This window comes from Lacrimispora sp. YZC11 (assembly GCF_057543815.1).
The window spans coordinates 65,041-83,749 of sequence record NZ_BAAJYQ010000008.1; the positions used below are offsets into that span (position 1 = coordinate 65,041).

An 18,709-nucleotide genomic window follows, 5' to 3' on the forward strand; every position below is an offset into this window, starting at 1 on the left:
AGGACCGTCTCCTCATTTATATGGCTGATGCATTTTCTTCCGCTTTTTTAAACAGCCTGCTCACAATAAAGGTAAACAGCAGGCATTCCACTACAATAAAAAATGCCTGCGCGCTTCCATACCCGTATAGGCCTCTGCGGAATAAATTGTTGTACATCAGGGTTGCAGGCACTTCACTGGCATGGTTTGGGCCGCCTCCGGTCATGACATAGATTAAGTCAAAGGCCCTTAGGGAACCGGTAATTGAGAATATGACACAGGTCTTGATAACCGGTGCAAGGAGAGGCAGGGTAATCTTTGTATTCACCTGCCACTTACTGGCGCCATCGATTTGAGCCGCCTCATAATAATCCTGGGAAATGGATTTGATCCCTGCATAAAAAATCAGCATGTGATAGCCGATGTACTGCCACACCGCAGGAATCAGAGTGGAAAGAAATGCGGTTTTGGGATTGGAAAGCCAGGAATAGTTGAAATCAGAGGCTCCCAGGGCACGGATTAAATGGTTTAAAAGTCCATATTCGCTGTTGAACATCTTCATCCAAAGCTGACCGATCACCATACTGGAAATAACCACCGGCAAAAAGTAAACGGTACGAAAGAACTTTTCTCCTTTCACCCCCCTTGCCAGAACCATAGCCAGAAAAAGGGAGATGGGCAGCTGAATGAGTAAGGATGCGCCCACTAAAAGAAAGGAATTTAAAACGGCGTTCACAAAGTGGCGATCCTCTGCAAGCAGCCTTATATAATTTCCAAGTCCGATAAACTTCATTTCCCCCATGCCATCGTACTGGAATAGACTGTAGGCCCCGGAAATAAAGAGGGGTATCATACTAAAGCTGATAAACAGGATGAGCGCAGGCAGCACAAAGCAGGCCACAAAGCTCTTTTTTCCCAACATGTTATTCATGATCAATCTCCTTTGGGCAAAAAATGGGTATCGCCTGTTTTTTGTAAGCGATACCCCCTTTGCTCTTACTTACTTATTGATAGCTGCTTCATGTTCCTTTATAAACTCACCCGTATCGGCGCCTGGAGCGAACAGGGTCTGCACCTGCTCATTGTGAATGGTGGCAGGTTCCGCATCAAGTGAGGTATCCCATGCAAGGACTGAGGTCTTTCCTTGGGAAAGGAGATCCTTGATCTGTACGAAAAGAGGATTTAAGCCCTTTTCATCCACCTCTGTTTTCCAGCCGCTGAAGCCTGTGCCTGACTCATAAGCAGCTTCTCCCATCTTTTCGTTTATGTAAATTGCGAATTTAGCAGCCTCATCCGGGTTCTTCGTGCTCTTATTTACCCAGAAGGATTCTACGAATCCACCGCAATAATCGGTCTCATTTCCTTTGCCGGTAATCATGGGGATTTTCATTGCCACCACATCCTCCGGATTGATGGTAACGGCTTTATCCGTATAAATGCCGTTTGCAAACCAGCTTCCCATAAGCCTCATAGCTGCCCTGCCGGTTCCAAAAGCTGCATTGGCATCATCATTGCTCTGCTCCAGTGGATTGGCTCCAAATGCGCCCATCTTGTATAACTCCTGGACCTTATCAGACGCTTCTGCGTAGCCCTCTCCTTCAAAGGGAGCCTGGCCGGAGAGCATCTTGTTGATTCCCTCTGCCCCTACAGTTCGAAGTGCCAGCGCCTGATAGATGAATGCCGCATTCCAGCCATCCTTTGCGCCGGAAGCCAGAGGAGTTACCCCTTCAAGAGCCTTCAGCTTTTCAACTGCGGATACCATTTTGTCGTATGTATCGGGAAGCTCTGCTCCTGCCTGATCAAATAATGCCTTATTGCAGTATAAGGTCATGTACCAGGAAAAGGAAGGAAGAGAATAGGTGTTTCCATTGTATTCAAAAGCTGCCGTAGAACCCTCCAGAAGTTTTCCCTTGATATCATCTGTGATATAAGAATCCAGAGGAAGGAGTTTATCCGCATTGATCATCTTTCTAGCGGTTCCTGCCCCCCAGTAATAGAACACATCAATTCCCTTTGCATCTCCTGCAAACTCTGCGGAAATCTTAGTCTTATAAGCCTCCGTATCCAGGGTCTGGGTGTTGATTTCCACATTTGGGTTTTCCGTTAAGTAAGTTGCAACCGCCTCGTCATATTTTTTCTTTAGTTCATTGGTATCATTGGACCACTGGTGCCAGACATTTAACACGGTCTTTTCCGTCTTTCCCTCCCCTGAACTGCCGGCGTTTGTTGGAGCAGCACTGCCTTTGCTTCCACAGCCTGTCATACCTGCTGCCAAAGCTACCGTAAGTGCCACGGCTGAAACTCTTTTTAATAAACTTTTTTTCATCTCAATCTCCTCCTGGGTTTTCTTTGTTTCCTTCTGATATCAGTATACCGAAACTCCTATTTTAACTCAATTTAATATTTTGACCCAAAAGGTTAGAAATTTTACTACCTTTGCTTAAATTCCTTAACGGTTACTCCCACATGCTTTTTAAAGCAGATGCCAAAGTAATGGGAATCCCGGAATCCCACCTTTTCCGCTATTTCGTATACCTTGAAATCCGTTGTATTAAGAAGGCGGATGCTCTCTTCAATCCTTTTTTTCAAGACATATTCAATAAGGCTCTGACCTGCCTCTTTTTTAAATACCCTGCTTAAGTAGCTTTCATTGGAAAAGACAGCCGAGGCTACGGTTTTAAGAGAAAGAGCGGGGTCACAAAAGTTTTTATCGATATATTCCAGGGCCTCGTTTACCACCTTATTTCCTTGCTTTGCTTTCTTGCTGTTATGATAGTTTAAAATCATACGGATGGAATCATCCAGAAACGGACGGCACTCCTCCACCGTCTGTATGGATTGTATGGATTCATACAGACGGTCTTCTCCTATGAGCTGTTCCAAGCTGACCCCATACTTATTAAGGGTGCTTCCGGCCTTGGACATTAAATCCATAACCGTAAGCCTTAAATATTCCACTTCCGTTACCCTTGAATTCCTGACTCCTTCCACATAATCCTCGATTGCAGCAGACACCCTGTCGGAAATTCCATTGGTCAGGGAAAAAAGGAAGTCCTCCCAGTCAAAGGCCAGCTTATCCGGATTTTTCTCCATAATATGCATATATTCTTCGTACGTGATGATCCGGTTATCCCCTAAAAGCACCGATGCGCTGAGGGCATGTTCCGACTCGGCAAAGGCCTCTGCAATTCCCCCATAGCCCTCATGGCTGCGGCTGATGCCAATGGTGGAATCAATGTGGTTTTCCCTCAGCCTTTGATGGATTTGCCGTGCAATTTCCCCGCTGTCCTTTAAGCGCCTGACCGTACAAAACAAGATAATATTTTTCATGTAATGAAGAAAGGATATGGTTCCGTCAATGGGATCCCTGCCAAGGAGTTCCATGGCCCTTTTATGGAGGCTGCCGTCTGCTTCCCCTGACCGTTCCTCCTTTAAGTGGAGGTTTAAGCAGCAGCACCCTTCTAACAGCGCTTCACAGCCATAGGCAAGAAGCTTTTTCTCTGCTTCCTCCTCACTGGTCCGCTTTTCCACCAGCCGCTGAAAGAAGCTTTCCATTAAAATGTCCTGGTCGGCGGAAACGCTCTGCTTTAACATCTCCACCTCCTTGCGGCGGGCCTTTTCCTTTATGATTTTTCCCCTGATCTTAAGAGTGATTTCCTTTAGTTCATTCATATCAATGGGCTTTAAAAGAAAATCCTCTACTCCCAGCTTTACCGCCCGCCTTGCGTATTCAAATTCCCGGTATCCTGTGATCATAATTACATGAATGCTCTCATCCAAAGCTGAAATATGTTCCGCAAGCTCAAGACCATCCATATGGGGCATATTGATATCAGTTAAAACCAGCTCCGGCTTTCTGTATTTTATAAATTCCAATGCTTCCGTACCGGAGGAAGCCTCCCCAATGACTGAAAACCCATGATCTTCCCAAGGAAATCCCCGTTTGATCAGCACCCGTTCCAGTTTTTCATCATCCACAATCAGTACCTTGATCTCCATGTTCCAACCCCTTTGCTTCCATACGCTTTACTCTTACCGCTATTTCCGTTCCATTTCCGATCTCACTGTGGATAAGGACCGGCTGCCTGATTCCATGGTAGAGGGTAATCCGCTGCATCAGGTTATAAAGTCCGAATCCTGACTTACCGGTCACTGTCCTGCCTTCCATGATTTCTTCGATCTTTTCCTCGCTCATGCCGATCCCGTCATCAGACACCAGAAAAATAATTTCATCCTCATCGGAAAAGGCCTTGATGGAAATGGTTCCTTTTCCTTCCCTTGGCTTGATTCCATGGTGGACGGCGTTCTCCACCAAAGGCTGTAAAAGCAGCTTTAATATCCTGCAATCCTTCACCTCTTCTTCCACGTCCACCTCTACCTTTATTTCATTGTCATAGCGGATATTTAAGATGGTTAAGTAGCTTTGTATACAACTTATTTCATCCTTTACCGTAATAAAATCCAATCCGCTGTTTAAGCTGTTCCTGTAAAAACTTCCAAGGGCCTGGGTCATTTTAAAGCAATTATCATAATCCCGCATGAGGGCAAGAGCGGATACCGCATCAAGGGTATTGTACAGGAAATGGGGATTGATCTGAGCCTGGAGCAGATCTAGTTCTACCTTTGCAATGATCTGCTCTTCTTCCTTTACCTTTTGGATCAGGTTTTTAATGGATCTTGCCATATGATTAAATACCCGCTTCAGATTATTGATTTCATTTTTCTGCTGGTCCACCTCCATTTCATCAAACTGCCCCTTTTCCACCAGCATCATATGCTTTTCCACCTTTAACAGGGGATGGAAGATAAAACGGGTGAGCATGACCGAGCAGACAAAGACAAAAGCAACATTCATACACATGATCAACAGGATAACGGTGGAATAATAGGGCGCCATGGCAGTCATATTATCCAACTGAAAGGATCCGGCCAGCTTCCAGTTTTCTATGCCGATGTCCTGGGTGATCACCAGCCGGTTTTCGCCGGTCCGCTGTCCGGGATTCCCAGGAGCTACAATGTATTCATCCTCATCGCCCAGGATATAAAAATCACTGTCACTGGAATTGCTGACTCCATTGAAGTAATTGCGTATTGTTTCCTCATTGACCGTGACCAGCAGGATGGCCAAAGGCTTATATGTATTTTCATCCCGGATTTCCCGGATATAGGTAATATAAGGAGTGTCTCCATAAAATTCAATGACCCCCTCGCTGCCTTTCATAAAAAAACCGTTTCCTCTGTGCTCACTTAAGTGCCGGTACCACTCAGAATCCAGAATCTTTTCACCGTAAATGCCCTTGGGAGTCTTTTTATAAGAGCTGTACACATTATGATAGGAATCCATAATCAGGACGCTGGAAATATATTCCCCTGACAGAATCATATTCACCAGACTCTGCTTAATGGTTCGCTGGATAGACGGATCAATGGCCCTGTTATCTACATTTCTTAAAGCCTCCTGAACATTTTTATCAAAATAGATCAGGTTTGAGAACTGGGTCACATTATCAAAGATCAGGGATAAATTACCCTTAAGGGCGCTGACCGTCTGAGTGCCTGCTCCCAGAATTTCTCTTTTCGTGTAGGAGCTGTTAATGACAGATATGACCGAAAAGGTGATTACAAAGGATAATAATACGACCGTTAAATACATAATCAGGATCTTTGTCTTAATCCTCATATTCTTCCATGCAGCCATCAGATTAGTCATAGCAACCTCCCATTCATATGATTTTTCACCCTTATTCTAACGAGTTTGGCAGGGGATGTCAAAAGAAAGTTCGGATTGCCTCTATCTGCTCCTTGTTTAAAAGCTCAGTAGGGGAATTCTTATCGCAGGTATCCTGATTCTCAATAATTAGGACGCTCCCTTCCTCATCCAGGGCATGAGTATGCCAGACGCCTTTCTTCACGTTATAGAGATGGTTTTTTACCATTCTCACACACTCCACCTCTCCAGGCCGTTCTCCGTTCCCGCCACAAATCAGGACGCAGCTGCCTTCCAGCAATACAAATACCTCATCTGTTTCCAAGTGCCTCTGCATGGAAACCAGGCGTTCTGCTCTTACATCATCGCAATACTTAAGCACTGCCACTCTCCATGTCTGATAATCCACAAGAGGGGTATACCCCTCTTGTGAAATCTTAATGATATCAATCAATTCTTTTTCCATTCTGTCCTCCTAAATAAAGCAAATATTCCAAATCCGCTCCCATACCTGGTTTTAGACACTGACCGCTTATTCTGCGTTCAAATCAACCGTAATGGTATGAAGCTCCTGATCCGGAAGTTTTAATAGCTCTTCTCTCTTAATGCTCCAATCCCCACCAAGGCACCGGCAGGGAATCCCATTCAATGAAATACCGGTTATCCCATAAGTATCCGGGTCCAAATTCTTAGGATTTTTGTAAATGACCTTTATGTTTTTTCCGGCAAATATTAGAGAAACCGAAGCCTCATGCTGTTTGTCAAACTGTTCCTTCAAAAGCTGGGGCTTAAAAACCAGATTCCCATAATGCCCTCTGATTCCAAACATCTGGGTGACAACCGTAACCAGATACCAACTGGCGGCTCCTGTCAGATAATGATACATTCCTCTTCCCCTGGCATCCACATATTCAGGAATTCCCGGATATATTCTGCTCTTCCCGGAATCGCTGCAATGGTCAAATAAGGACATGAGAGCATGATATCCTTCCTTTGAAGCGTTTCGCCTGTACAAGGCATTCCCAAACATGGTGGCCATATGGGAGAATACTGCTCCGTTTTCCTTGTGTCCGTAAGCAAAGCCAAACATCCTGCCTAAGTCCATTTTTACCTCATGGAAATCCGTATTTAAGCGGTATCCTCCGATTTCCTCCCTGTAAAGATAAGCATCGGAAGCCTCCACGATCTCCCTGACCTGCCGGTCCGTTGCAACTCCCGACATAAGGGAAAATACCTGGCTGGTGAGCATCATGCGCACCCCTGCTTCTGTTTCACCCTCCACTTTGTTTCCGGAATTGTCGTAATATCCGTTATACCATCCAAACCCTTCCATAGAAGCGATCCATTCCGTTTCCCGTATATGATCGTATATCCAGGAAGCCTTTGCCCGCAGATCCTCCTGTAATTCCTCTCCTTTTATCATTGCCTTTTTTCCTGAAATATGGTGGGAGCAGTTTTTGCAATAACGTGCCAGTACTTCCTGTTTCTTCCCGATGTCATCATAAACTGTCCTGTCCTTTATCAGCAGATGCCTTATTTCTTCGGCAACTTCAAATTCCTCCACTCCCTGTGCTTTCAGCTCTTTAAGGAAATCGGCAAGCCCCATTAAGTTATACCCATACATACAGGTAAATGCTACGCTCTCCCCTCTCTGGGAAGCTAAGTCCAGGGCATCATTCCAGTCTGCGCCTCTGAGCCTGATGTGGTTGTGCTCTCCCACATCATAAAAGGATGTGAGATTCTGAACCAGCAGATGTTCCAGGACGGTTCCAGAATAAATCTGGTCCCCGTCATCCCGAAGCCGTTCCCCGTCTTCTGTCTTCCACTTAAGATCTTTTTCCTCCCCACGGCAGACTTCCATATCCTTAAAATAGCTGTTGTTTTCCAGCAGGATCCCAAGATCTCCGGTCTGGTGGATGTATAATTCCGTGGTCAAAAAGGGCCATACCCCATGGTCCATCCAGACCCTTGTAATGTTGTTTCTATCCGCAATAAACTCTCCCTGCCCGCTTCCAATGATTGTGGCATTGGTCCCATCCATCCGTACACCGCCAAAATTATCAATTAACATCTGACGGACCCCTGACGAGTCCATCATCAGCAATGCCAGGCAGTCCTGCCATAAATCTCTCCAGCCCCGTCCGCCTTTTCCATAGTCATGATGGGGCAAAAAGGAACATCCATAAATTCTCCGCAGCATGGGCTGAAAGCTTACCCATCGCATCCAGCGGTCGAAAACAGAGTTGCCTGTGTTCAGTCTCACATTGACCTTTTGGTTCCAATATTCTGCGGTCTGTTTCCAGCACCTGTCAAATGCTGTTTCATTAAGAAACTGCACACAGCTATGCATCAGTTCTTCTTCCGTATTTCCATATCCCATGGCCACAAGATAAGTTATCTTTTCCTTAGGCCCTATCCGGCATTCCTGAAAGCAAAGCCCTCCCAGAGCTTCATAGCCGCCTGTCTCAAAATCCACCCCCTGAGGCTTTAAAGGGGTTTCATATAAGGCTTTTGGATTTTCAAGATTGCCGCCTTCCCCAGTAAAATCCTCTAAAACCGGATAATACCCCACAGGATGCTGGGATTCATTCCCTCCGAATACGCCGTAAGCCCGGTGGTTCCTCTTATGGCCCCGTTCATCAAAGGTCATAGTGGGAGTCACAATGACTCCGGAAGACGTCGTCTTAATTCTATGGAGAAGGGATGTCACATGCCGGTGGTCCCTGATATTATCCGCAGAACGGGCATAGAGAGGAATGGCCGTGACGACCTGAAGACTTTTATATTCTTCAGAGGTATTTTCAATCTGGATTTTCATCAGCTCCACCTTCTCTCCGGTGGCCGGAACAAGGCTGCTTATTGACCCTTTTATGCCCAGTTGATTTGAAGTTCTGGTCAACTTATGATGCATGAAGCCAGCTTCCACAGCCACTTGCTCCTTGTTTTCGGAAAAAAGCTGGGCCTGCTGCCAGGAGGAACGGCCGGTCAGGGACCATAATACCGTCCCGTTAACCCTGCACCATACATTTCTGGAGGATTTGTCGTTATGTAGATTTTCACAACTGGCAGGAGGCATAAAAAAGGAATTCTGATCCATCTTGCTGTCCCCTCCCAGATCAGGAGATACGCAGCTCATTACCCCGGACTCATTTGCCAGGGGAAAATACAAATAGCTGGTCAGATCCGGATTTTCCATATAAAAATCGCCCTGATTTCCTTTAAACTCATATTTCATCCCAATTTCCCATCCTTTCATACCGGTAGTTTTATTAAAGTATATCCCAGGTGGATGGATTACTAAATTTAATTATTTTGCTGAAAAGGTGATTTTTTTTACTTTATTAAATTCCTTTCGTTAAAAACTCCGCTTCCCTGCGTTGCTTTTCTTCCTGAGATTGATTATAATGAATTTAATTTTTGAAAGGAGAACCCCATGCTGCCAGATTATCATTTTCATACAAATTTTTCAGGAGACTCCGAAACCCCTATGCGGGCCCAGCTGGAACGGGCCATAAGCCTTGGAATGGCTTCCCTCTGTGTTACGGACCACCACGATTATGACGTGGACTCTGTCATCGATTTTACCCTTCAGACGGACCAGTATTTTGAAGCAATGTCTGCCTTAAGAGAAGAGTTCAAAGACCGGATCGACCTTCACATAGGGATCGAGCTGGGACTTCAGACCCATTTAAAAGAATACTACAGGGAATTGTTATCAAGCTATCCCTTTGATTTTGTCATCGGCTCCACCCATTTTATTAACAGAAAGGATCCTGCTTATCCTGAGTATTTTGAAGGAAGAGAGGAGCAGAAAGCATATCTTCAGTATTTCCAGGCCACACTGGATAATGTGAAAAATATTGACAACTATGACGTAGCAGGCCATATTGACTACATCGTCCGTTATGGCCCGAATAAGGCTCTTTACTACAGCTATGAAGCATACCGGGATATTTTAGATGACATTTTAAAAGTGATTATAGAGCGGGGCAAAGGAATTGAATGCAACACAGCCGGTTTCCGGAAAGGGATCGGACAGCCAAACCCATGTGCTGATATTTTAAAGCGTTATAAGGAATTAGGCGGGGAGATCATAACCATCGGTTCCGATGCCCATATACCGGAAGATTTAGGAGCAGACTTTCATACAGCGGGTGAACTTCTTAAGCAATGCGGATTTTCCTATTATACAGAATTCCGAGGACGGAATCCGAAATTCAAACCCCTGTAAACAAATGAGAGAAACAATACTCGGAATTGGAGAATTGCCATGAATGTATTTGATATTATCGGTCCTGTTATGATCGGACCTTCCAGCTCCCATACGGCCGGGGCTGCCCGCATCGGTAAAACGGCTGCCCTGCTTTTAGGTGCTCCAGTGGCTAAGGCAGATATCCTGTTTCACGGTTCCTTTGCCAAAACCTACAAAGGGCATGGCACAGACAAAGCCATTGTGGGGGGAATCTTAAAGCTGGACCCCTGGGACCCGGGAATCCGTACAAGCCTTGAAACGGCCAAGGAGCAAGGGATAGCCATCACGATACACACCGGAACCATTGAAAATGCCCATCCAAACACGGCGCTGATCACCCTTACCTCAGATCATGGCAGCACCATCTCCGTCCAGGGAGCATCGGTGGGAGGCGGCAACATCGTCATAAACAAGGTAAATGACATGGAGGTTTATTTTACCGGGCAAAATACCACCCTGATCGTCATGCATCAGGATGTCCCCGGAATCATCGCCCATGTTACGAACCTGGTGGCCGTGGGCAATGCCAACATCTGCAATTTCCGCTTAAACAGGCAGGAAAAACGCGGACTTGCCATTATGACCATTGAAATGGATTCTGACTTCGACCAGTCCCTGGTCTCCCAAATTCAAACCATCCCTCATGTATACAACACGATTTTGTTAAAATTAAACTGACCAGGAGGATCCTATGCAATTAAAATATAATTCCGTGGAAGAGCTTGTGGCAGCCGCTTCATCTTCCAATAAAAAAATATCGGAAATTGTGCTGGAGCAGCAGGCCGAGGATATGGAGACCAGTCCGGAAGATGTCTACTCCACCATGGAAAGCAGTTTTGAGGTCATGAGACAGTCTGTGTTAAACGGCATGGATGAGACCCTCCGTTCTTCCAGCGGACTTTCCGGAGGAGCTGCCGCCAAATTAAAAAAGGCGGTAGAGGAAGGAAAAAACCATTACGGCCATCTCCTCGGCAATGCCATAAGCATGGCCCTGGCCGTGACAGAATACAATTCCTGCATGGGGCAGATCGTGGCGGCTCCTACGGCAGGATCCTGCGGAGTCATTCCGGCAGCCCTCATATCCGTTATGGAAGAATTTGACTTACCAAAACATGATATCATCATGTCCCTGTTCACCGCATCGGCCATTGGCATGGTCATTGCCAAATGCGCCAGCATCGCCGGAGCCGAGGGAGGGTGTCAGGCCGAGGTGGGATCAGCGTCAGCCATGGCTGCTGCAGCTCTAACGGAAATCTTTGGCGGAACGCCCCAGATGGTTTCCGACAGCTGTGCCATCGCCCTGAAAAATACCATGGGCCTGGTGTGCGACCCGGTGGCAGGTCTGGTAGAGGTTCCCTGTATCAAACGCAATGCCATGGGAGTTGCTAATGCATTTACCGCTTCAGAGCTTGCCTGTGCCGGAATCACAAGTGCCATTCCCGCAGATGAGGTGATCTTTGCCATGAAGCAGGTGGGCAACCTCATGTCTTCCTCCTTAAAGGAAACTTCAGAAGGCGGCCTGGCTGCAACCCCTACCGGCTGCCGCTTGCGAAAGCAGATCTTCGGATAAGCAAAGAATACCATAAAAACAGGAAAACAGCGGTTCAATCTTCCGCTGTTTTCCTGTTTTTTCTAAATGATTCTATTTTTCAAGCTTCTTCTTATAAATTTCAATGACTCTTTTCATTGCCTCCTGACCAGGAGCTCCAATGGTCATTCTTTTTTCCACACAGGTTTTTAAGCTGATGGCTTCATAAATATCTTCCTCAAACACCGGACTGATGGCCTTATATTTTTCCAGGCTCATATCATCCAGGGCGATGCCCTTTTCAATGCAGAAAAGCACAAGCTGCCCAACGATCCCATGGGCATCCCGGAAAGCCACCCCATGATTTACCAGATAGTCAGCCGCATCGGTTGCATTGGTAAAGCCGTTTTTGGCGCTGGCTTCCATCACATCCTTTCGGAAGGTCATGGTGGAAATCATTCCTGTAAACAGGGCAAGACAGCCTTTTACCGTGTCAATGGCGTCAAAAGCCAGCTCCTTATCCTCCTGCATGTCCTTATTGTATGCAAGGGGAATCCCCTTCATAGTGGTCAGCAGCGATACCAGCGCGCCGTAAACCCTGCCGGTCTTTCCCCGGATCAGTTCTGCAATGTCCGGGTTCTTTTTCTGAGGCATGATGCTGCTTCCGGTACTGTAGGAATCATCAATTTCCACAAAACGGTATTCATTGGTATTCCAGATAATGATCTCTTCGCAGAATCTGCTTAAATGCATGGCAATGGTGGATAAAGCACTTAAAAGCTCGATTAAGTAATCCCGGTCGGCCACGGAATCCATGCTGTTAAGAGTCGGCCCTGCAAATCCCAGAAGCTCTGCCGTATATTCCCGGTCCAGGGGGTAAGTGGTTCCAGCCAGGGCGCCAGAGCCAAGGGGACAATAGTTCATTCTTTTTTTAATGTCATGAAGGCGGGAATGATCCCTGTCAAACATCTCAAAGTAAGCACCCAGATGGTGAGCCAGAGTGATTGGCTGCGCTTTTTGCAGATGGGTAAATCCAGGCATGTAAGTGTCAAGATTTTCTTCCATGAGCTTTAAAAGCTCTGAGAGAAGTCCTTCCACCAAAAGGGTAAGCTCATCGATCTCATCTCTGGTATACAGCTTCATGTCAAGAGCCACCTGGTCATTGCGGCTCCTTCCGGTATGAAGGCGCTTTCCGGCCTCCCCGATCCGTTCCGTTAAAACTGCTTCCACGAAAGAATGAATGTCTTCATGCTCCCCTGTTATTACCAGGGCACCGCTTTCTAAATCCTCCCGGATCTCCATAAGGCCTTTTACGATCTTGTCCTTATCTTCATCCGTAAGAAGCCCTTGTTTTGCCAGCATCTTCACATGAGCAATGCTGCCCTCAATATCCTGATGATAGAATTTTTGGTCAAATGATATGGATGCATTAAAATTGTGAACCAGCTGATTGGTTTCCTTTGTGAAGCGTCCGCCCCATAGTTTCATAATTCAGAATTCCCCTTTCTTTTTCTGCATGTAATGAGCCAGGCGCAGATATAAAAGCATCTCTACGGCTGGCGGATGCTGCAGGGGCTAAATTCCCCGCAGCCTTCTACATAAACAAGTGGTTATTTAACCTGTGGAATGAACCCGCATGGGTCTGCGCTTTTTTCCTTTTCCTGCGGATACACCTGCAAGTATCAGCAGAAAGACCACGCTTCCAGCCGTAATCATACCGCCTGTTTTAAGTCCCTGGGGCATATATTCCAGAGTAATATCATGAGTACCGGCGGTCATATGCACACTTAGAAACGTATCAAATAATTTATAAGGCTCCACCATTTTCCCATCAACCTTGACGGTCCAGCCCTTGTCATAGGGAATGCTTAAAAACAGCAGCCCGGCTTTATCGGCCGTGACGGTACCATGTATCTGTGTATCCGTCCATTTTGTAAGCTTCATGGAATTCCTGTTTAAAATATTATACACAGATTCGAGGCCTTCAGGCTGAAAACGGTAAGCGGCCGCTACCAGATCCTGATCATTGTCATCGTTGCGCAGGGTAATCTTTTCCCCGGATTTTAAATAGCCCAGTTCCAGCAGAAAGCCGCGGCTCACATTATCAAAGCTTTTGGTCTTTTCTCCCAATTGGGCGTTTACCTTTTCCACCTTTTTATTGCTGACAAACACATAATAGTCTCCATCCGCTTCCGGTGTAAAGGTAAAGCTGGTTCCGGTGATTTCGCTCGGAACCTCAGAAAGAACAGGGTTGGCACCTAGTACCACAGAAAGATCATTCTGAACCTCCGCCGGATTTGTTAAGTCCAGCTGCCAGTTATTCTCAAGGTCATAAGGCACCATAAAGCCCAGGGACAAGGCATAGGTGTTCTCTCGGAGATACATCTCATCCTTTGAAGAAACCGGTACGGATATGCCATCATCCTCTGTTTCCTCAGAGTACAGCCCGTATTTAACCGCAAACAGGGCATCTACCAAAGGCGTGCTTCCAGTAATGCTGTAAGCATTAGTGGAGCTTTCACATCCCAGCTTTTTAAAGAAAGCCGTAAGGTCTGAATTAGCTGTGGAAGAAAAGAGAGAGACCGTGGGGAAGTTCAACCAGGCACCATCATTCTTGGTTTTCCGGGTGACCTTCTCGATCCGGTAAAAGGATGTCCCCGGCATTAAGCTGTCTGCCAGCTCCGAAGACGCTTTATTATCCTTCACATAATTGGTCCTGCTGGTTGTCGTCACACTGGTGACCGTGGTATTAACCGCAGCTTCCAGGGAAACCACGCCAAGGGCCAGTAGCACCAGCACGTTCCGGCTGATCCCTTTCTGGTAAAGGCTGATAAGGCCGGCATAAATGGAAAGGAACAAAATAGCCACGTAAAATACGGAAAAATGGTAGGCCTCATCGGTTATAAGCTTCTGCGCCATTAAAACAAAGATCACCGAAGCAAAAAAGGCCGTTACTACATGCTTCCATGGAATTTCATGTAAGTGGATATAAGCCTGATAGCAGGTAAACAGCATGAGAAAAATATAAATAAAGGACTGTCTGCATGGCAGGCTGTTGGGAAAATGAAATCCATGCCAAATAAAATTCAGAGTATTAACGGAAAAGCTGGCAAAGAAAAACAGCAGCAGGGAGCACATAACAATCTTTTCTTTCTGCCTGATCTGCCTGCAACCCAGGTAAAGAAGGAAAAACATGAGGACAGCCACACCACAGTAGATATTTGGCCAGTGATCCAGTCCGATTTCCGGCTCTACCGCCGGAAGATGTCTGGCAATCATATCAAATATGGAAAAGTAGGAACTGATTGTCTGGGGAAAATTAAAATCTCCCGATGCAGTCGACTGCAGCGCATAAATTTCAGGAAGCAGGACTGCTGCTGAAAGACCTCCTGCCAGCAGGGAAAACAGGGCAAACAGCCCCCCGCGGATGAGGATTTCCTTCCAGGATTTCAAACCTTCTAATATAAGAAGAGCAATAAAATAAAATACCATAAAAATACATATCATAATAGATATGTAATAATTAGATAAAATTGATAATCCCAGTGTTAAACAATATAAAAAACACTTCTTTTCTTTTACCAGCTTTTCAAGGCCCAGCATAATGAGCGGGAAGAGAAGAATGCAGTCCAGCCACATGATATTCCAGCTGTAAGCCGCCATATATCCGGACAGAGCATAGAAGATGCCAAAAAAAGCCACACCAAAGTCCATGGTCTTGTTATGCCTGCGCAGATACCAGGAAAAGGAAAGACCGCTTAATCCGATCTTAAATACGATCAGATAGGTCATAAATTCTATGACATAATTCTTCGGACAAAGTACCAGCAGCCAGTTTAAAGGGCTTGCCAGATAATAGGCATAAAGGGCTGCAAAATTCACGCCCATGCCGATATCCCAGCTGTACAGCAGGCTCCCTCCATGGGTCAGCTTATAACGGAACTCAGAAAAGAATGGAGCATACTGATGATACATATCAGTCCTTAAAAAGCTTTCCTCGCCAAAAGGAAAAATCCCCCGCTGGGCAAATATGATGACCATGATCACCATTGGCACAAAAAAAGCTGCAAGGAGTCCGTCGGAAGGCCTTACCAGGCTGCTGGCTATCCCTTCTTTTTTACCGGTTATCCTTTCTTTAAAGCTTTCTGACTGCCCAATTTCCAATTCTTCCTCATCTTCATCGTCTTCCGGTTCCTCAGGAATGTCCATGAAATCCTGATCAGGAAAGGCCTCTTTCTCTTTCTCCTGCTCCAAGTCCTCTCCATAATCCAAATCCCTGTCATACAGCTCCTCCATACCGTCAACCGGAATATCAAGGCGTATCCTGGGCGCGGAAGCCAGGTCAAATTCCTGTTCCGCCCGTTCCACCTGGGGATCGTAAGTCACCCTCTCCTCTTCATTTCCTTCTTTCAAGTCATTTTCCCCTGTTGTAATTTCTTTTTCACCTGATGTCATTTGCAGCATATCCTCTAGTTCTTTCGATATCTTTTCAATCTCGTCATCGTGTTCCATTTCATTTACCTCTCTTTACAGGGGTTCTTCCTCTCTCTTCCGGAATATGAAAACCTTGCTGAATCCATAGTTTGCAATTACAACGACCACGGATACCAGTATTTTACTTACATATTCATCCATTTTGAGCCAGGAAACCATTATCACCATAAGAATCATTTCCATGACGCCTGACGCTGCTCTGCATGCGGTAAACGATAGAATCTCCTTCATGACAAAGCTCAGATGCAGGTCATAGCTTTGAAAAACAAAGATTTTATTTACAATAAAGGCAAACAGGACGGATACCACCCATGCTGCCGCTGTTGCGGCCCGGTAATCGATGCCGGCCCTCACCATTAACCAATAGACAGCCCAGTTTACCAGGGTCGTCAGCACTCCAAATATCAGATAGGAAATGACTTCCCGGTTCATGACCTTGTCCCAGATTTTTCTAATCATCTTTTCTCTCCTGCAAAATTACATTTCCTCTTTTCTGCCCATGTTTTCTGGGCATATAGGTATACCCGCAGGGTGTTTCCTCTTTTCTGCCCATGTTTTCTGGGCATATAGGTATACCCGCAGGGTGTTTCCTCTTTTCTGCCCATGTTTTCTGGGCATATAGGTATACCCGCAGGGTGTTTCCTCTTTCCTGCCCATGTATTTTGGGCATACAGGTATGCCCGCAGGGTATTTCCTCTATTGTATTATAGGGAAAGAAAATTGTAAAGGGATTCTAAGGCTTCCCAGCCAGAAACTCCCTGGCTCCCTGGGAATAATAAACCTCACCATCCTCCGCAATGAACACGCCGTACGCGCCGTCCGTAGAATCCAGAAGCTCCATTCCCTTTTTGAGCCCAAGGGAAAAACAGGTGGTGGAAAGCGCGTCCCCGTCAGCAGACAGTTCTGACAAAATAGTTACGGACACAAGCCCGTTTTCATATGGATAACCGTCCTTTGGGTTTAAAATATGATGGTAGTTCACATCATCCTTTTCAAAATGCCGCTCATACACCCCGGAAGATACCACTGACATGTCATTGATATCCAGGGTTTCTATGGTTTCATTCCTATCTGCATAAGGCTTTTGAAGGCCGATTTTAAATGGCGTGCCGCCAGGCTTCTGCCCTACACAAAGAACATTTCCGCCCAGATTGATCACTGCGCTCTTTACTCCCTGCTCTAAAAGAAAATCTTTCATCCGGTCCGCAATATATCCCTTGGCTATTGCCCCAAAATCAAGGGAAGTATCAGGGGATAAAAATGTGAGGGCATTTCCCTCAAGCTTTAAATTCCGGTAATCAACCTTTTTCCTGGCCTCCTGGATTTCTGCATCAGGCGGTACAACCGGATTGGGGGAGGTAAAATCCCATAGAGAGGATAAGGGTTCCACAGTAATGTCAAAAGCCCCGTCTGAGATTTGGGAATAATAAAGACTCTTTGAAAGAAGAGCCTCCACATCCGTGGATACTGTCATGGTCTTTTCACTGGCAGGCCTGTGATTTAACTTGTAAACCTCACTGCCCTCAATGGTTTTGCTGAAAATATTTTCATAGGACCGGCACAAATCCAGACAGTCAGATAAAATTTTAGGATCGTCTTTATCGTAAAGAGTCACAGTCACAAAGGTGTTCAGCATAAAACCGGTTTTGCTGAGCGGCTCCACCCTTCTTTCACAGCCCATAAGCAAGAGCGAAACCATGCCTGTGATCAAAACAACTGCTCTCCATTTTTTCATTCCGTATCCTCCAGCCTTTTGCATGCTTCTCTGGCATGATCCAGGAACATCCGGCGGACTCCCTCCAGTTCTCCCATCCCCTTTAGCCGGCAGACCACCTGGTAACCGGCAGACTCTAACTGGCTTTTCCAGGACTCTTCTCCTTCTCCTGCCATATCATTGTGAGCGTGGTCACCGGAAACGATCATAAGAGGCTGCAGCACCATCCGGCTGGATTGGGTTTTTTCCACCTCTTCTTTTACGGCTTCAAAGGTTGGCTCCGCCTCCACGGTCCCTATGTGATACCTTCCGTATCCGTTTTGTCTGAAAACCTCCGCCAGGCGGGGATAGCATTCATTGGCCTCATGCTCCGTGCCATGTCCCATGAATATGATCTCCGTTCCTTCCCTGTCATATTCCTTCGTGTCCTCTGTCAGCACGCTGCAAAGCCTTTTATAATCCTCTTCTTCTGAAAGCAGCGGCTTTCCCCACAGGATCCGTTGGAACCGGTTCTCATATTGTTTCACGGCAGCTACCATGCCGTCATTCTCTTCCCCTCCCATAACCAGGGTCGGCTGTACGATCACACGCTGAAACCCTTCCAGAGCCAGCTTTTCTAATGCCTCCGCCACGCTGTCTATGTGTATGTTATCCCGATTTTTTAATATTCCAATAATGATCCGGCTAGTAAATGCCCGGCGAAGCTCATACTCCGGAAACTCTTCTTTTATAGCCTGTTCAATGGCCTCTATGGTTTTCTTTCTGCTTTCATGATAGCTTGTTCCAAAACTCACTACTAAAATTGCCTGCTTCATTCTGTTATCCCATGCTTTCCGTTATGGTTCGGCCATACCATTCCTAATCCGTGTTTTGTGAACAAGTTCGCACAAAAAAATCCCGTAAATGTTACTGCATGGCTGAACTCTAACCATTTTCCCGATTACCATATCACAGATGAACTTTACTGTCAAACCTCTTTTCACGCACAACAGGCGCAAAACCATAAGGTTCTGCGCCTGCTGCACACATTGCATT

The 18,709-nt window shown here is 46.0% G+C and carries 14 protein-coding genes; 3 read left to right on the forward strand and 11 right to left on the reverse strand.

The genetic code is table 11. The annotated features are described in order from the left end of the window. Positions 1–16: 16 nt before the first annotated feature. The 6 genes from AC27IJ_RS12515 to AC27IJ_RS12540 all read right to left on the reverse strand — a co-directional run bounded on the left by AC27IJ_RS12515 (position 17) and on the right by AC27IJ_RS12540 (position 8,921). Positions 17–910, reverse strand: a complete 894-nt coding sequence (locus AC27IJ_RS12515) for a carbohydrate ABC transporter permease (RefSeq protein ID WP_312447678.1) — start codon at positions 908–910, stop codon at positions 17–19. A 69-nt stretch (positions 911–979) separates the two neighbouring features. Then, positions 980–2,305, reverse strand: a complete 1,326-nt coding sequence (locus tag AC27IJ_RS12520) for an ABC transporter substrate-binding protein (protein ID WP_487149140.1) — start codon at positions 2,303–2,305, stop codon at positions 980–982. A gap of 104 nt (positions 2,306–2,409) precedes the next feature. Then, positions 2,410–3,978, reverse strand: coding sequence for a response regulator (locus tag AC27IJ_RS12525; RefSeq protein ID WP_487149142.1), 1,569 nt, complete (start codon positions 3,976–3,978; stop codon positions 2,410–2,412). Continuing rightward, positions 3,950–5,689 carry a cache domain-containing sensor histidine kinase gene (locus tag AC27IJ_RS12530; protein WP_487149144.1) on the reverse strand — a complete coding sequence of 580 codons (1,740 nt, stop codon included), beginning with the start codon at positions 5,687–5,689 and terminating at the stop codon, positions 3,950–3,952. The genes AC27IJ_RS12525 and AC27IJ_RS12530 overlap by 29 nt, the downstream gene beginning before the upstream one ends. 58 nt (positions 5,690–5,747) lie before the next feature. Further along, the gene (locus AC27IJ_RS12535) at positions 5,748–6,152 is read right to left on the reverse strand and encodes a cupin domain-containing protein (protein ID WP_312447684.1); all 405 of its coding nucleotides are present in this window, start codon (positions 6,150–6,152) and stop codon (positions 5,748–5,750) included. A gap of 66 nt (positions 6,153–6,218) precedes the next feature. Further along, positions 6,219–8,921 carry a GH36-type glycosyl hydrolase domain-containing protein gene (locus AC27IJ_RS12540; protein ID WP_487149148.1) on the reverse strand — a complete coding sequence of 901 codons (2,703 nt, stop codon included), beginning with the start codon at positions 8,919–8,921 and terminating at the stop codon, positions 6,219–6,221. A gap of 198 nt (positions 8,922–9,119) precedes the next feature. Here AC27IJ_RS12540 and AC27IJ_RS12545 point away from each other — a divergent pair, with 198 nt between their 5' ends. The 3 genes from AC27IJ_RS12545 to sdaAA are packed head-to-tail and all read left to right on the forward strand — an operon-like array spanning position 9,120 to position 11,508. Beyond that, positions 9,120–9,917 (forward strand): histidinol-phosphatase HisJ family protein, encoded by a 798-nt coding sequence (locus AC27IJ_RS12545; protein WP_487149150.1) that lies wholly within the window; start codon positions 9,120–9,122, stop codon positions 9,915–9,917. Positions 9,918–9,956: 39 nt separating this feature from the next. Next, on the forward strand, positions 9,957–10,616 hold the full coding sequence (sdaAB, locus tag AC27IJ_RS12550) for an L-serine ammonia-lyase, iron-sulfur-dependent subunit beta (protein WP_313258817.1): 660 nt from the start codon (positions 9,957–9,959) through the stop codon (positions 10,614–10,616). Positions 10,617–10,629: 13 nt separating this feature from the next. Beyond that, on the forward strand, positions 10,630–11,508 hold the full coding sequence (gene sdaAA / locus AC27IJ_RS12555) for an L-serine ammonia-lyase, iron-sulfur-dependent, subunit alpha (protein ID WP_312447688.1): 879 nt from the start codon (positions 10,630–10,632) through the stop codon (positions 11,506–11,508). Between the two features lie 72 nt (positions 11,509–11,580). Here sdaAA and argH read toward each other — a convergent pair whose 3' ends face one another. The 5 genes from argH to AC27IJ_RS12580 all read right to left on the reverse strand — a co-directional run bounded on the left by argH (position 11,581) and on the right by AC27IJ_RS12580 (position 18,489). Beyond that, complete coding sequence (argH, locus tag AC27IJ_RS12560; RefSeq protein ID WP_487149153.1) at positions 11,581–12,954, reverse strand: argininosuccinate lyase; 1,374 nt, start codon at positions 12,952–12,954, stop codon at positions 11,581–11,583. 126 nt (positions 12,955–13,080) lie between these two features. Next, complete coding sequence (locus AC27IJ_RS12565) at positions 13,081–15,978, reverse strand: YfhO family protein (protein ID WP_487149155.1); 2,898 nt, start codon at positions 15,976–15,978, stop codon at positions 13,081–13,083. A 15-nt stretch (positions 15,979–15,993) separates the two neighbouring features. Next, a complete protein-coding gene (locus tag AC27IJ_RS12570; RefSeq protein ID WP_312447693.1) occupies positions 15,994–16,419 on the reverse strand; it encodes a GtrA family protein in 426 nt (141 codons plus the stop codon). Between the two features lie 274 nt (positions 16,420–16,693). Further along, entirely contained in the window at positions 16,694–17,659 is a 966-nt protein-coding gene (locus AC27IJ_RS12575) for an FAD:protein FMN transferase (protein ID WP_487149218.1), read from the reverse strand. A 32-nt stretch (positions 17,660–17,691) separates the two neighbouring features. Beyond that, positions 17,692–18,489 (reverse strand): sirohydrochlorin cobaltochelatase, encoded by a 798-nt coding sequence (locus tag AC27IJ_RS12580; protein ID WP_487149157.1) that lies wholly within the window; start codon positions 18,487–18,489, stop codon positions 17,692–17,694. Positions 18,490–18,709: the final 220 nt, after the last annotated feature.

Bases quoted from the DNA above. Each gene is read 5' to 3' on its own strand.
- AC27IJ_RS12515 (WP_312447678.1), bottom strand. From the start codon at position 910: ATGAATAACATGTTGGGAAAAAAGAGCTTTGTGGCCTGCTTTGTGCTG.
- AC27IJ_RS12520 (WP_487149140.1), bottom strand. From the start codon at position 2,305: ATGAAAAAAAGTTTATTAAAAAGAGTTTCAGCCGTGGCACTTACGGTA.
- AC27IJ_RS12525 (WP_487149142.1), bottom strand. From the start codon at position 3,978: ATGGAGATCAAGGTACTGATTGTGGATGATGAAAAACTGGAACGGGTG.
- AC27IJ_RS12530 (WP_487149144.1), bottom strand. From the start codon at position 5,689: ATGACTAATCTGATGGCTGCATGGAAGAATATGAGGATTAAGACAAAG.
- AC27IJ_RS12535 (WP_312447684.1), bottom strand. From the start codon at position 6,152: ATGGAAAAAGAATTGATTGATATCATTAAGATTTCACAAGAGGGGTAT.
- AC27IJ_RS12540 (WP_487149148.1), bottom strand. From the start codon at position 8,921: ATGAAATATGAGTTTAAAGGAAATCAGGGCGATTTTTATATGGAAAAT.
- AC27IJ_RS12545 (WP_487149150.1), top strand. From the start codon at position 9,120: ATGCTGCCAGATTATCATTTTCATACAAATTTTTCAGGAGACTCCGAA.
- sdaAB (WP_313258817.1), top strand. From the start codon at position 9,957: ATGAATGTATTTGATATTATCGGTCCTGTTATGATCGGACCTTCCAGC.
- sdaAA (WP_312447688.1), top strand. From the start codon at position 10,630: ATGCAATTAAAATATAATTCCGTGGAAGAGCTTGTGGCAGCCGCTTCA.
- argH (WP_487149153.1), bottom strand. From the start codon at position 12,954: ATGAAACTATGGGGCGGACGCTTCACAAAGGAAACCAATCAGCTGGTT.
- AC27IJ_RS12565 (WP_487149155.1), bottom strand. From the start codon at position 15,978: ATGGAACACGATGACGAGATTGAAAAGATATCGAAAGAACTAGAGGAT.
- AC27IJ_RS12570 (WP_312447693.1), bottom strand. From the start codon at position 16,419: ATGATTAGAAAAATCTGGGACAAGGTCATGAACCGGGAAGTCATTTCC.
- AC27IJ_RS12575 (WP_487149218.1), bottom strand. From the start codon at position 17,659: ATGGTTTCGCTCTTGCTTATGGGCTGTGAAAGAAGGGTGGAGCCGCTC.
- AC27IJ_RS12580 (WP_487149157.1), bottom strand. From the start codon at position 18,489: ATGAAGCAGGCAATTTTAGTAGTGAGTTTTGGAACAAGCTATCATGAA.